At 56.3% G+C, this 14,874-nt stretch carries 9 protein-coding genes; 3 read left to right on the top strand and 6 right to left on the bottom strand.

Features of this window, described 5'->3' with window-relative positions; all coding sequences use genetic code 11:
* Positions 1 to 4: 4 nt before the first annotated feature.
* The 5 genes from C2U68_RS06075 to glgB all read right to left on the bottom strand — a co-directional run bounded on the left by C2U68_RS06075 (position 5) and on the right by glgB (position 9,306).
* Positions 5 to 3,748 carry an EAL domain-containing protein gene (locus C2U68_RS06075; protein WP_140911627.1) on the bottom strand — a complete coding sequence of 1,248 codons (3,744 nt, stop codon included), beginning with the start codon at positions 3,746 to 3,748 and terminating at the stop codon, positions 5 to 7.
* Positions 3,748 to 4,785 carry an extracellular solute-binding protein gene (locus C2U68_RS06080; RefSeq protein WP_140911628.1) on the bottom strand — a complete coding sequence of 346 codons (1,038 nt, stop codon included), beginning with the start codon at positions 4,783 to 4,785 and terminating at the stop codon, positions 3,748 to 3,750. The genes C2U68_RS06075 and C2U68_RS06080 overlap by 1 nt, the downstream gene beginning before the upstream one ends.
* Positions 4,786 to 4,907: 122 nt before the next feature.
* Complete coding sequence (locus C2U68_RS06085; RefSeq protein WP_140911629.1) at positions 4,908 to 5,696, bottom strand: secretin N-terminal domain-containing protein; 789 nt, start codon at positions 5,694 to 5,696, stop codon at positions 4,908 to 4,910.
* Entirely contained in the window at positions 5,686 to 7,119 is a 1,434-nt protein-coding gene (gene glgA, locus C2U68_RS06090) for a glycogen synthase GlgA (protein ID WP_140911630.1), read from the bottom strand. The genes C2U68_RS06085 and glgA overlap by 11 nt, the downstream gene beginning before the upstream one ends.
* 9 nt (positions 7,120 to 7,128) lie before the next feature.
* Positions 7,129 to 9,306 carry a 1,4-alpha-glucan branching protein GlgB gene (gene glgB / locus C2U68_RS06095; protein ID WP_140911631.1) on the bottom strand — a complete coding sequence of 726 codons (2,178 nt, stop codon included), beginning with the start codon at positions 9,304 to 9,306 and terminating at the stop codon, positions 7,129 to 7,131.
* 216 nt (positions 9,307 to 9,522) lie between these two features.
* On the opposite strand from glgB, the gene glgC reads away from it, so the two are divergent.
* From glgC to malQ, 3 genes are read left to right on the top strand one after another with little or no spacing between them, the layout of a single operon-like run.
* The gene (gene glgC, locus C2U68_RS06100) at positions 9,523 to 10,803 is read left to right on the top strand and encodes a glucose-1-phosphate adenylyltransferase (protein ID WP_140911632.1); all 1,281 of its coding nucleotides are present in this window, start codon (positions 9,523 to 9,525) and stop codon (positions 10,801 to 10,803) included.
* Entirely contained in the window at positions 10,793 to 12,484 is a 1,692-nt protein-coding gene (locus C2U68_RS06105; RefSeq protein WP_140911633.1) for a glycoside hydrolase family 57 protein, read from the top strand. The genes glgC and C2U68_RS06105 overlap by 11 nt, the downstream gene beginning before the upstream one ends.
* 17 nt (positions 12,485 to 12,501) lie before the next feature.
* A complete protein-coding gene (gene malQ / locus C2U68_RS06110) occupies positions 12,502 to 13,977 on the top strand; it encodes a 4-alpha-glucanotransferase (protein ID WP_140911634.1) in 1,476 nt (491 codons plus the stop codon).
* Positions 13,978 to 13,995: 18 nt separating this feature from the next.
* Here malQ and C2U68_RS06115 read toward each other — a convergent pair whose 3' ends face one another.
* Positions 13,996 to 14,853, bottom strand: a complete 858-nt coding sequence (locus tag C2U68_RS06115) for a quinoprotein dehydrogenase-associated putative ABC transporter substrate-binding protein (protein ID WP_140911635.1) — start codon at positions 14,851 to 14,853, stop codon at positions 13,996 to 13,998.
* Positions 14,854 to 14,874: the final 21 nt, after the last annotated feature.

Raw genomic sequence — 14,874 nt, forward strand, 5'->3', positions numbered from 1 at the left:
GCGTTCAATCCGGCCTTGCGGCCGCACTCAAATAACCCTCGAAATCCTCGGCCGGCAACGGCTGCGAAAAGTGGTAGCCCTGGCCGTAGTCGCAGCCGGATTCGAGCAGCAAACGGAGTTGGTTTTCGGTTTCCAGACCTTCGGCGACGACTTGCATGCCCAGCTTATGCGCCATGACGATGATGGCTTCGCATAACGCCATGTCGCTCGAGTCCGGGGCTAAATTGGCGACGAAGGAGCGGTCGATTTTCAAATAATCGATATCGAATTTTTTCAGATAAGCCAATGCCGAATAACCGGTGCCGAAGTCGTCGAGCGCTATCTGCATGCCGGCCTCGCGAAATGCTTGCAGGCTATTGCGGACCACGTTGCTGGCATCCAGTAGTAGACCCTCGGTAATTTCCACGACCAGGCCTTGCCCGGCCAATCCCAAAGCCCGCAGTTGGCTTAACCATTCGTCATGTATTTGGCTACCGTAAAATTGCGCAGGCGACTTGTTGATACTGATTTGAAACTCGGGATGGTAAAGCTCCCGCCAGCGCTTGGCCTGCCGCGCCGCCTGCTCGAACACCCAGTTCCCGATCTCGACGATCAAGCCGTTATCCTCCGCGATCGGGATGAATTCGGTGGGATTGATTTGCCCGCGCTCGGGATGGTGCCAACGCAATAGAGCTTCGGCTTTCAATATTCTGCCGGAAGCCAGTTCGACGATAGGCTGGTAATACAGCTGGAATTGTCCAGTTGCCAGTGCGCTCCGTAAATCGCCGGCAATCAACATCCGTTTTTGGGCCGCGGCATGCATCGCCGGCGTGAAATAACAGTAGCGGTTGCGGCCTTGCTGCTTGGCGGCATACATGGCCTGGTCGGCGTTTTTGATTAACGCATCGATCTTCTCGGCGTCCCGCGGATACAGAGTAATGCCGACGCTGGCCGACAAATAAGCGACTTTGTTTTTGAGTTGAAAAGGGGCTGCCAGAGTGCGCAGCACGCTTTGTGCGACGCGTTCGGCGCTGGCAATATCATCCAGTTCCGACAGTATCATCGTGAATTCGTCGCCGCCGAGACGCGCCACCGTATCCGATTCTCGTACGCAGCGGCTCAAGCGTAAGGCGGCGTCTTTCAACAGCATGTCGCCCATGTCGTGGCCCAAGCTGTCGTTGACTTCCTTGAAACGGTCCAGATCGATAAAAATCAGTGCCAACGGCAGGCCGTTGCGTTGGCATTTTTTGGTTTCCTGTTCCAGTCGGTCATGGAACATGCGGCGGTTGGGCAACCCGGTCAACGGATCGAAATTGGCCTGAGTCCAAATCAATTCTTCGGATTGTTTTTTCTGCGTAATATCGGAGAACATCGCCACTCGTCGGTGCGGGCTGCCGTCGGCATTGAAAATGGTATTGATGGTCAGCAGTTCGGCAAAGATCTCGCCGTTCTTGCGCCGATTCCACAGTTCGCCTTTCCAGTGGCCGCTACTGCCAATCGCTTGCAGCATGGCTTGGTAAAATTGTTCGCTCTGCCGATTCGAATTTAGGATCGCATGGCTCCGGCCCGCGACCTCGGCCAGCGTGTATCCGGTCAATTCGGTAAAGGCCGGATTTACCGTGATGATGGCGCAGTCGGCATCCATCACGGCCATTGCTTCGCTACTGTTCTGGTACACCAGCGACGCCAATTGCAAGGCTTCGTTGCTGCGGCTGCGGTCCACGGCGATTCCGGCCAGATTGGCAGCTTGTTCTATGGCCAGCAAATCATCGGCACTCGGTGCCCCCGGCTTATGTTGATAAATAGCCAGACAGCCCAACAATTTGCCAGCGGTGTCGTGAATCGGTTCGGACCAACAGGCGCCCAGTCCGGCTTGAGCGGCCAATTCGCGAAAAGGTGCCCAGTAGGGATGTTGCTGAATGTCTTCAACGATAATGCGCTCGCCTGAGTAGGCCCCGGAATCGCTATGTCCGACGCCGTTTTCGACCGGCATGCCATCGATAGTCCGATGGTAAAAAGCCGGCAGATGAGGGGCGGCGGCAATATGCAATTGTTTGCCGTCGTTATCCAGCAATAGTATCGAGCACAGCAGATCGGGATTCTGGGTTTCGACGGCTAGAACCACGGCTTCCAGGATGCCGGCCAGTGGTGCGCCTTTGGCGATCAACTCCAGGACGTGATTATGGGCGCGTTCCCGGTCCGCCGCCTGCTGGCGGTCGGAAATGTCCATGGCGATACCGATCACTCCGGCCGGCTTGCCGTCGATATCTTGCAGACGGGCGCGGGTGATTTGCAGCACCCGGCGTTTGCCGTCCGCGAATGTCATGCGTTCCAACGACTGGTGAACCGGTTCTGCTCCGTTCAGGCAGTCCTGGTCGGCGGCGTTAAACCGCGATGCCAATTCCTCGCCTAGCGACTCAGCCAAATCCGGGTTGGCAATGACTTGGTTTTCCGCCAATCCGAGGTGGTCGCAAAAGGTTTTATTGGCGAAGGAAAATTGCCGGTTTGCGTCAATCAACCAAATTCCGACCGGTGCATTATCCAAAATGGCGTGCAACTTAGCTTCGGACGCATATAGCTCGGCCACCTGGTTGTTCAGTTGCCCGGTCATGGCGACGAAATTTTTCGCCAGATAACCGATTTCGTCGTGGCGGTCGATTGGAACGGCTTCCAAGCGTTGGCCAAGCCGAAACCGACTGACGGCCTGGGTCATCTGATCTAGCGGTTTGGCCAGTATTCTGGCCAATACCAACGAAATTGCGCTGGCCAACAGGCTGAAGATCGCGGTGATCTCCACCACTTTCCAGCCCAGCAAGTGGCTGCCGGTCAATACCTCGGCCAAGGGGGTGTAAATACCCAGTAGCGCGAAGCGTCGGTTATACGGGTCTAGCGGTAATTTGACGAAGGCCGCTAACGACGACGGCGCCAAGGTTCGCTCGGCGCCGGTCGCGAACACCGCCAAATTCCGCTCGCCGTGCAACACGCCTTCGATTTCGGGAATATCGTTCTGAATCTGGAAACGACGGCCGTTCTCGAAGCCGAAGGTCTTGGTTTTGTCGGGGTGGATCAGATAATCGCCGTTGCCGTTGCTCAGTAGCAATTGGGTGTGAGGTGGCAGCCGGCGGCTAATCAGCGCAAATAAGCCGTCGAGGTCGACATTGATAACCAGCAACGCGATGTGAGTGCCTGCCGGCGATGAAATCGGTAGCGCGATGCGTACCGTGGGCTTGCCGAAACCTTGGTGGGAGCCAAGTTCCTGGTTTAAATTGATCTCGGAGACGTAAATTTCATCGGCGCTGGCTAAATGCAAGGTTTCGAACACGTACGGAAAATGGTTCTTTTCCTGCAACTGCGCCTCCGGAACGATCTGTACGCCGTCTTGGTCCCGGTCGACGCGGACCAGTTCCTTGCCGTAACGCTGGGCATGGATCAGCCGGACTTGGCTGTATTCCGGGTGACTTTTCAGCAATGCCGAAAACAGGTCGGCTAATTCGGCTTTCGCGGCGTCGAGCTGGCTGGCGGGATTTGCCAAGGCGATTTCTCGGCATAGCTTGAGGTTCGCCAGCGTTTTGGCGTCTTTTGCGGTGGCGGCCAACGCATCGCCGAAGCGGAACGATAAGCCCTGGACGGTGCTTAGCAACTGTGTTTGCGCGGTGCCGACCAGCAGCTGGCGGCTGCGGTCGTAGACGTAATAACCGGTCAGGCCGGTGGAAACGGTACCCAGCAAGGCTAGCCAGAATCCTAGTTTGATCCCGACGCTTGCCTTCATCAAAACGCCTCGGGCGGTTCGCCGGAAATAACGCGATCCCACAGCTGTTTTTGCAGGTCCGGATTGGCGACGGGTTCCAGCCAAATCAGTTTTTGCCCGGATTCGGTGTCGGGGTGGGCGGAGATGGTGTTTGCCAAGCCGTGACGGGCACTGAGGCGTTCGCTGACGGCAGGTTCCAGCGTGTAATCAATCCATTGTTCGGCCAATGCCGGGTTGGGTGCGTTGCGGGTAATCGCCCAGCAATCCAGCCAAGCCAGCGCGCCTTCTTGCGGAATCAGATAGCCGACATCGGCGCCGGCGTCGCGCAAGGCTTTCAGTTGCTGGCTGCCGTAATTGCCGAACACCAGTGCGACATCGTGGCGCATAAACAGCTGGACCGCTTGTTCCGCCGTCGAATAAAAGGTCAGCACGTTGCGGCGTAATTTCGCCAGTTCGCGCGCGGCTTCGGTCAGATTGCCATCTGAGAGTCGAAACGGATTGGCGGCGCCCAGCAATAGTCCGACCAACGAGAAATTATGGTCGCTGGTGTTAAATGCCAGGACCCGGCCACGGTAGGCAGGGTCCCACATTGCGGCCATCGATTGTGGTGGTTCGGCAATGATCTTGCGGTTGTAGATCAAGCCCATTTCCGCATAGGTGTAGGGAATTGCGAACACCTGCCCCTGCCGAACCAAACCTGGAATTGCCGCCAGATCGCGAAAACGCGGCAGTTGCCGGGCATGATTGGCGAGCCGGCTGGGATCGAGCCCTTGCACTAAATTCCGGTCGATATAGCGCTGCAGTTCGGCCGTGTTGACTGCAAACACGTCGTAGGCGGCATGGTTGATCTTGTACCACAGGTCGTCGTCGGAATTGGCGTAAGTCACTTCCACCTTGGCGGCGTAGCGGTATTCGAATTCGCGGACAGTATCGGCGTCGGCATAACCGTCCCAGGCCAACACTCGCAAGACTTCCGTTGCCGCTACCGTCGCGGGGCAGAGCGCACAAATAATCGCCAGTACAGCGATGGTGGCGGCGAATCGAAAGCGTGGTGCCATAAAGAGTGCCGGGGCTTATGCTCGATTGACGAAGATGCCTAAGTATATTGGCAGATGGGGCAGAGTGTGGGCCGCTAAACGCTGGAAACGTCGCCGCCGCGGCATTTGCCGACTAAAGCGTGTCAGTCGGTCGTTTCCACTTTGACCAGAATCCGCAGCTGGTTGTGCCGCGTGGCGTCGTTGAAACTGTTGAATCCGCTATGCCGGCTGTTTTCGTCATCGACGTTGCCGGCAATTTCGACCCATTCGCCCAGATTGGCGCGTATCGAGGTCTGTGCCGACTGGGTGTCGAGTTGGCCATTCTGGCGAAAGCGATCGGACCAGGGGGCAACGTCGATGATTACTTGCCGGCCGACCAGGCGCGGCGTGACGGCGAATCCGGTCGTCGCTTCGACCATTTGGGTGTTGCTGTAAACGCTGGCGCCGTAGCCGTATTGGTAAGCATTGTATTGATGCACCGGCCTTACCTCGCCGGTTCTGATGATGGCCGGCTGGCCTTCCAAGGTGCGCAATTGTTGGTGTTGTTGCCGGTTTTCCAAATCGGCCGTGTTGCCGACCATGCCGCGCATCCGAATCGCGTCCGGCGACACTGCGATTGCCGCTTCGGCGTTGAGTTCGGCGGCGGTTTTGCTGCTGCTTTGCAAGACGCTGATCACCAGGTTGCTGAGGCGGGCGTCCAGTTTGCGCACCAGGGACTGAATGGCCTCCAGCCGGTCCGGATGGGTTCTGACGATCAGGCTGCTGCCGTTGTCTACCACCCGATCGTTGGCGTCCAGTAATGGCGCCAACAAGGGCAGGATTTCTGAGGCTGGGCGGTTGGCGAGCGGAATCACTTCCATCACCGGTTCGTCGGCCAGGGCGGCTTGCCCGGCCAAGATTGCCAGCGCCAGCCCAGCGGCCTTAAATTTCATCGTACAAGGCCATGTATTGTGCGGCGCTGTTTTTCCACGAGAAATCCTTGGCCATCGCATTGCGTTGAATCTGATGCCAGATCTTCGGATTATGGTATAGAACCAAACTGCGCTTGATGGCTTCGATCAATGCCGCCGCCGAGGCATCGTTGAAGGCAATCCCGCTGGCGGTACCGTTGGCGATGCTTTCCGGCAAGGCGTCGACCACGGTGTCGGCCAGACCGCCGGTCTTTCTGACGATCGGGATGGTGCCGTAACGTTGGCTGTACATCTGATTTAGTCCGCACGGCTCGAACCGCGACGGCATCAGGAAAATGTCGGCCCCGGCTTCGATTTGGTGCGCCAGACGTTCGTCGTAGCCTATCGTTACGGCCACCTTTTCCGGGTAGAGCCGAGCGAACTCCTGCAAGCGGTACTCTATGCTTTTGTCGCCGCTGCCCAGCAAGGCGAATTGCAGCGGTAAGCTCGTCATTTCCGCCAGACAGTTCAATACCAAGTCTATGCCTTTTTGCTCCACCAGTCGGCCGATGAGGCCGAACAAAGGTACATCGGCCGCGACCGGCAGGCCCAGTTGCTGTTGCAATGCGGCTTTGTTGGCCTGCTTGCCTTCCAGGTTGTCAGCACTGTAATTGTGCGCCAAATAACTGTCGCTGCTCGGGTTCCAAACGGCTGTATCGATGCCGTTGATGATGCCGCTGAGCTGCTGTTGCTTGTGCGCCAGCAAGCCTTCCAGGCCGTAGCCGAATTCCGGCGTTTGGATTTCCTGGGCGTAGGTGGGGCTGACCGTGGTGATGCGGTCGGCGTAGGCCAGGCCGCCCTTGATGAACGACAGCATGCCGTGAAATTCGAGTCCTTCCGGGTGCAGCAATTGCCCTGGCAAATTCAGTTGCGAATAGGCGCTACCCGGAAACAGGCCTTGGTAAGCCATGTTGTGGATCGTGAACACGGTCGCCGGCGGTTCTTGCTCCAACGACAACAAGGCCGGCGCCAGCCCGGTTTGCCAGTCGTTGCAATGTAAAATGTCGGCGCGCCAGTCCAGGTAAGCCCGATTCATCGCGACTTCGACGATGATGCGGCAGAACAGTGCAAAGCGCTCGCCGATATTGGCCCAGGGCCGGCCGGCTTCGTCCAGGTAGGGATTGCCGGGGACGTTGAAGAACGGGGGGTAATCGACCAGCCAGACGATGACGCTGCTGTCCGGCAGTCGGGTTTCCAGCAAATTGACGTCGCAATTATTCACCCGCACCGTGCACAGGTAGCGGCCCGGCTCGCAGTTTTTGATGGCCTGGTAATTGGGCATGATGATACGCACGTCCTGACCCAATTCGGCCAAGGCTTGCGGCAAGCTGCCGGCGACATCGGCCAAGCCGCCGGTTTTGATCAGAGGATGGGTTTCGCTGCTAGCGAACAGGATTTTTTTCATATCGGAGAACTACATTTTCAAAATGATGCCGGCTAAGGGCGGTAAGGTGACGGCAATCGAATGTTGCTGGCCCATCCACGGTTGCGGTTCGGACAATACCGTCCCGTTGCCGACGTTGCTGCCGTCGTAATATTGCGAGTCGGAGTTGAAAATTTCGAAGTAGGTGCCCGGTTGCGGCACGCCGATCCGATAGCTTTCCCGCGGCACCGGTGTGAAATTCAGGATGACGATCAAATCTTCGTGCGCCGATTTGCGCCGGTAGCTGATGATGGACTGCTGGTAGTCGTGGCAATCGATCCATTCGAAGCCTTGATGTTCGAAATCGTACCGGTGTAACGCGGCATGGCTGCTGTATAGCTTGTTCAGATCCTTGACCAATGTCTGCAAGCCGCGATGGTGGGGATAGTCCAACACGTACCAATCCAAGGTACGGTTACAACTCCACTCGGTGCCCTGGCCGAATTCGCAGCCCATGAACAACAGCTTCTTGCCGGGATAGGTGAACATCATGGTATAGAGCAGGCGCAGGTTCGCGAAACGCTGCCATTCGTCGCCGGGCATTTTGTTCAGCAGGGAGCCTTTGCCGTGCACCACTTCGTCGTGCGAAAACGGTAGCACGAAGTTTTCGGTGAAGGCGTACAACAGGCCGAAGGTCAGCGAATCGTGATGGTAGGAGCGGTGAATCGGCTGCTCTTGCATGTAATGCAGAATGTCGTGCATCCAGCCCATATTCCATTTCATCGAGAAGCCCAAGCCACCGGTCCAGGTCGGCCGGGTCACTTGCGGCCAGGAGGTGGATTCTTCGGCCATGATCACGGTGCCGGGGTGCTGCTCGTGGGTCACCGTATTCATATGGCGCAGGAAGTCGATCGCTTCCAGGTTTTCGTTGCCGCCGTACATATTGGGAATCCAGTCGTTGGCGTCGCGCGAGTAATCCAGATACAGCATCGAGGCGACCGCATCGACGCGCAGACCGTCCAGATGGAATTCCTCCAGCCAGAAGAAGGCGCTGGACAGCAGGAAGTTTTTCACTTCATTGCGGCTGTAGTTGTAGATCAATGTGCCCCAATCGCGATGTTCGCCTTTGCGCGGGTCTTCGTGCTCGTAAAGCGGGGTGCCGTCGAAGCGACCCAGCGCGAAGCTGTCCTTCGGAAAATGTGCCGGCACCCAGTCCAGGATCACACCGATGCCGTTTTGGTGGCAGTGATCGACGAAAAAACGGAAGTCGTCCGGCGTGCCGTGGCGGCTGGTCGGCGCAAAATAACCGGTGGTCTGGTAGCCCCAGGAAATGTCCAGCGGGTGTTCGGTGACCGGTAACAGTTCGATGTGGGTAAAGCCCATTTCCTTGACGTAATCGACCAATTGCGCGGCCAGATCGCGGTAGTTCAGAAAATTGCCGCGGTGGTCGCGCCGCCAAGAGCCGAGGTGTACTTCGTAGATCGACATCGGCCGGTGGAGCCAGTCGTGTTGTGGCCGTTGCTCCATCCAGGCGCCGTCGCGCCAGATGTAGGCATCCTCGTCGACCACGATTGCCGCAGTGGATGGACGAAACTCGAACTGCTGGCCGTAAGGGTCGGTTTTGACCAGCACCTGGCCGCTGTGGCGGTTCAGGATTTCGAACTTGTACAGGTTGCCTACCGTCAGGCCCGGAATAAAGATCTCCCAAATGCCGCTGTTGCCCAGATTGCGCATCGAATGGCAACGGCCATCCCAGCGATTGAAGTCGCCGATGGCGCTGACTCGTTGCGCGTTGGGAGCCCAGACGGCGAAATGCACGCCTTCAATGCCGTCGACCGTCATCAAATGGGCGCCGAGCTTTTGGTAAATGTGCCAATGCCTGCCTTCGCCGAACAGATGTTGGTCGAATTCCGGCAGTATCGGCCCGAAGCTATAAGGATCGTACTGGCAGTGGCTGCCGCCGTCTTTGTCCAGCCAGATTAACTGGTAGTGGGCCGGAACGCCGGTTTTGCCGGGGCGGTATTCGAAGAAATCGCTGTCCGGGATGCGTTGGAATTCGCCGCCGTCGGCTGCCAGTTTGACGGATTCGGCGTAGGGCAAAAAGGCGCGGAGAATGGTGTCGCCGCCTACGGTATGGCGGCCCAAAACCGAGAACGGATCGTGATGTTTGGCATCTTTAATTTTGACGAGTTCTGAATCAAGCGAATGTAACGGGCTTGGCTTGTTCATCTTGCAGGGCCTCAGTATAGTTAGGGTTAAGCGTTGGGCGGGGACGGCGATTTTGCTAAAAGACCGGCGTTAATAGTAGCAATGCGTATGGGTTTTTACTTTTCCGTGAAGAGTAACGATAATGGCTCAGCGCGGCAAGTGCCAGCTCGAGAAATCTGCATCGGCCGGCCGCCGCCCGTATTTGCAGTAAAGCTTATCAATTGAACGAGGAAATACATGTCAGTCGTCGATACACATCAGCAGGAGAGACGGGTAAACGATTTAACCCGCAATACCATCGCTTTAATTTTGGCTGGCGGACGCGGCTCGCGGTTGAAGAACATGACGGACTGGCGGGCTAAGCCGGCGGTACCTTTCGGCGGCAAGTTTCGGATTATCGATTTTCCATTATCGAATTGCATCAACTCGGATATTCGCAAGATCGGAATCCTGACCCAATACAAAGCCGATTCCTTGATTCGGCACATTCAGCAAGGCTGGGGCTTCCTGCGCGGCGAATTCGGCGAATACGTCGATCTGATGCCGGCGCAGCAGCGCCACGACGAACACTCCTGGTATCAGGGCACAGCCGATGCAATCTACCAAAACATCGATATTTTACGGGCGCGCAATCCGGAGTTCGTGTTGGTCTTGGCCGGCGACCACATTTACAAAATGGATTACTCGGTGATGTTGGCCGACCATGTCGCGAACAAGGCCGACCTGACCATCGGCTGTATCGAAGTGTCGCTGGAAGATGCTAAGGCGTTCGGGGTAATGCACGTCGACGACAACCGTCGGGTCAAGGCCTTCGTCGAAAAGCCGGAAAATCCGCCGGTCATGCCGGGCCGGGAGAACACCGCGCTGGCGTCTATGGGGATTTACATTTTTAACGCCGGGTTTTTGTTCGAGCAACTGATCAAAGATGCGGACACCAAGGGGTCCAGCCGCGATTTCGGCAAAGACATCATTCCGGCGGTAATCGACAAGTACCGGGTCAACGCCTATCCGTTTTTGGATCTGCAAAGCGGCCAGCAAAGCTACTGGCGCGACGTCGGAACCATCGACGCTTACTGGACCGCCAACATGGAGCTGGTCGGCGTCAAACCGGACCTGAATCTGTACGACAACACTTGGCCGATCTGGACCTACCAAGCGCAGACGCCGCCGGCTAAATTCGTGTTCGACGACGACGACCGCCGCGGTCAAGCCATCGACTCGATGGTCTCCGGCGGCTGTGTGATATCCGGCGCGACGGTCAGGCACTCGCTGTTGTTCTCGCAAGTCAGGGTCAATTCCTATAGCATCGTAGAGGATTCGGTGGTGCTGCCGGAAGTCAATATCGGCCGGCATTGCCGGATCAAGAAAGCGATCATCGAAAAAGGCTGCCAAGTGCCGGAAGGCACCGTGATCGGCGAAAACCGGGCTGAAGACGAAAAGCGCTTTCATGTCAGCGAGGGCGGCGTCGTGCTGGTGACCTCCGACATGTTGGGGCAACGCCGGAATTATGTCCGCTAAAAAATTGAAGCTGGTGCTGTGCTGGCACATGCACCAGCCGGAATACCGCGATATGCAGAGCGGGGAGTTCAAATTACCTTGGACTTATCTGCATGTCATAAAAGACTACGTCGATATGGTGGCTCACCTGGAGGCCACTCCGGCGGCGAAAGCGGTGGTGAACTTTGCGCCCATCCTGCTGGAGCAGATCGAAGACTATTCAAACCAAGTCAATGGCTATTTGCACGATAGAATCGCGATCAAGGATCCGCTGCTCGCGGCCTTGGTTGAGCCGGCTGTTTCGGCTGATCCGGAGCGGCGACTGAAATTGTTGCACGATTGCCGTAAGGCGAACCGCGAGCGACAGATCGAGCGCTATCCCGCCTTCCGCAAGCTAATCGATATGGCGGATTGGATCCAGTCCCATCAGGATTCGGTCAACTACGTTAACGCACAGTTCATTTCCGACATATTGGTCTGGTACCATTTGGTATGGATGGGCGAGACCGTCAAACTCGGCGACGGCCGCGTGCAGCGTCTGATCGACAAAGGCAGCGGCTTCAGTCTGCACGACAGGATCGAGATTGTCGAAATTATCGGCGACCTGTTATCGCGAGTCATCTACCGTTATAAATCGCTGGCCAGAAAAGGCCGTATCGAATTATCCGTTACCCCTTACGCCCATCCGATCATGCCGCTGATGCTGCAAATCGATTGTGCCCGCGAGGCGATGCCTGGCGTCGAATTGCCAGGACTGGAGAACTATCCGGGCGGCGAGGAGCGGGTACGTTGGCATCTGCAGAAGGGCGTGGCGACGTTTCGGCATTTCTTCGGCTTCGAGCCGCAAGGTTGCTGGCCGTCGGAGGGTAGTGTCAGCGAGCGGACGCTGCAGATTCTCGCGGATAACGGTTTCCGTTGGGCTGCCAGTGGCGGCAACGTGCTGCACAATAGTTTGCACGCCTCAGGTGTGGCCGGAAGTTGCAGCCCGCACCAGCCGTTTAAACTGCATTCAGCGGATATCGCCTGTTTTTTCCGGGACGATGGCTTGTCAGACCTGATAGGTTTTGAATATTCCAAATGGCATGCCGATGATGCCGTGGCCGATTTGATCAAACATTTGGAGAATATCGCCGATTTCGATAGCGAGGAGCCTCTGGTTTCGATCATTATGGACGGCGAAAATGCGTGGGAATATTTTCCGGATAACGGCTATCATTTTCTTAGCGCTTTGTATCGACGGTTGAGCGAGCATCCGCGTATCGAGTTGACCACCTTTTCCGAATATCTGGATAGCAACGGAAATCGCAGAGGAAAATTGCCGCAATTGGTGGCTGGAAGTTGGGTCTACGGTACCTTTTCGACCTGGATTGGCGATGCTGATAAGAATTACGGCTGGGATATGCTGGGCGATGTCAAGACGGCGTTCGATCGGGCTGTGGCGAACGGTAAGCTCGGCGAGCAACAGCTGCTGCGTGCCCAAACCCAGCTGGGTGTTTGCGAAGGATCGGACTGGTTCTGGTGGTTTGGCGACTATAACCCCGGCGAAGCGGTTAGCGACTTCGAAAAGCAGTATAGGCTCAATCTGACCAACCTTTACCGGTTGTTGGGGGAAGAGCCGCCGGCGTACTTGGCCTTGTCGTTTACGCAAGGTAGCGGTAGTCCGGCGATGGGCGGTGCTATGCGCCGCGGTAATCAAATATAAGAAAACGGAACTAGTTCATGGGTGCTCTCTTGGATAAACGCCGCGCGGGCGTTTTGCTACACATTACATCCTTGCCGGGGCGCGGAGAGTGTGGCGATTTGGGAAGGGAAGCGTTTCATTTTGTCAATTTTCTGCACGATACCGGTGCCACGGTTTGGCAGACCTTGCCACTCGGCATGCCGCACGGCGACGGGTCGCCGTACCAGTGTTTGTCTGCCCATGCCGGCAATCCGGCGCTGATCAATCTCGAATGGTTGTCGGACAAGGGTTGGCTGCAGGCCGTCGACCGTTGCGGCGATTGTCATACCAATACTGAAATTACCAAAAGTTGCCTGATAACCAAGGCGTTCTACGGCTTCCAAAATTTGGCCGATGCCGAACAGCAGGCTGATTTTCAACGGTTTTGTCAGGAAAAAGCCGATTGGCTCGATGACTTCGCTTTGTTTATCGCATTGCGTAACGTATTCGGGCACAAATGTTGGAACGAGTGGCCGGAAGCGTTGCGGCAACGTGAGCCGAAAGCGCTGAGCGAGTCGCGGCAGTTATTGAAAGCGGTGATCGATTCGATCAAATTCGAACAGTACGTATTCTTCAGACAGTGGCACGAGTTGAAGGATTATGCGGCTCGGCACGGCGTGCTGATGTTCGGCGACATTCCGATTTTTGTTTCCTATGATAGTGCCGACGTTTGGGCTAACCGCGACGTGTTCAAACTGAATGCGGCCGGCGAGATGGAAGTCGTGGCCGGGGTGCCGCCGGATTATTTCTCCGAATTCGGTCAGCGCTGGGGTAATCCGCATTATGACTGGGAGTATTTGCGCAAAACCGGTTTCAAGTGGTGGCTGGAGCGGATCAAATCCCAATACGAGATGTTTGATATTCTCCGCATTGACCATTTTCGCGGGCTGGAGGCGGCCTGGGAGATTCCGGCCAACGAGGACACCGCGATCAATGGCCGCTGGGTCGTGGCGCCCGGCGCCGAGCTGTTGGCCGAGATTCAACGCCATTTCGGCTCGCTGTCGCTGGTTGCCGAAGACTTGGGCATCATTACCGCCGAAGTCGAGGCCTTGCGCGACGACTTTGAATTGCCCGGCATGAAGATTTTGCAATTTGCTTTCGGCGACGATAGTCGCAATCCCTATTTGCCGTGTAACTACCATCGAAACTGTGTGGTGTATACCGGTACCCACGACAACGACACCACGTTAGGCTGGTTCGACGGGCTTAACGACAGCGAAAAACAGCGGATTTATGACTATTTAGGCTGGTCCAGTTTGCCGATGCCGAGCGCGCTGATTCATGCCGCGATGGGATCGGTTGCCAATCTGGCAATGATTCCAATGCAGGATATCTTAAAGCTCGGGTCGCCGGATCGGATGAATACGCCCGGAACCACTGAAGGTAACTGGCGCTGGCGTTTCGATTGGTCGCAATTGTCCGACGATAAAGCCGGACATTTTGCGCATTTAGTCCGCTTGTTCGGCCGCTGCTGAAGCGGCCGAGTTCAGCTGTCAATCGTCGTCTTGCTTGGCCGGTTTTTCCGGTATCGGTAGCGACGGAATTTTGTAGTCGGCAATAATCGCCTGGATTTTTGCCCGATTCTTGTCGATCAAGTCGTTAAGCTGTTGCTTGCGCTGATTGTCGCCTTGGCGAATGCCCATCGCAATCGAGAAATCGAAGCGCGTCCCCGGTGCCGATTGCATCGGGATTGCGATATAGCCGTTCTTGGTGTTCTGATTTTGCACGTACGCCGCCATCGGGCCCCATAAAATCACCATGTCGATTTTTCCGGCGCTCAGATCCTTCTCGATCTGCATTGCCACGTTGTGTTCGCTGTCGCCGGTCATGCTTTGGTAAGGAACGCCGTAATCCAGCAGGCCGTTCTGTTGCAGCCAGTCGGTGCCGGGGCCGCGGTCGAACATGGCGATTTTCAGTTTCTGCTGTCGCTGCTCGGGCAATTGCACCAATTGATTGGGATCTTTGATATCGTCCCAGCCCCGGCCTTTTGCAATCAATAAAACGTAGGTGGAATGCAGGTAGGGTTTGGTGGTTTCGGTCAATTCGAAGCCGGCCGGCACGCCCATTACGACATCGCACTTGAAGCCTTCGCCATTGTCGTTTTCCGCTTTCAAGGTATTGCGGATGAAGCCGATGCGGTCTGGCAACCAGGTGTATTCGAGTTCCTGGCCCAATTGGTCGGCAAACAGCGCGGCGATTTTATTCTCGTAGCCGGTCAGTTCCTTAGTGGAATAGGGCGGGTTTACCGGATCTGCGCAGACTTTGAACTTGTCCTGGGCTTGGCTGTTGGCGATTGGCGCGGTCAAGGCTAGAGATAGGGCCCAGGTGGTGAAGGTCGAATTGGCTTTCATGATAATTCCTGTACTGGTTTT

The sequence above is a fragment of the Methylomonas koyamae genome (genome assembly GCF_006483455.1).
GTDB classification, from domain to species: Bacteria; Pseudomonadota; Gammaproteobacteria; order Methylococcales; family Methylomonadaceae; genus Methylomonas; species Methylomonas koyamae_B.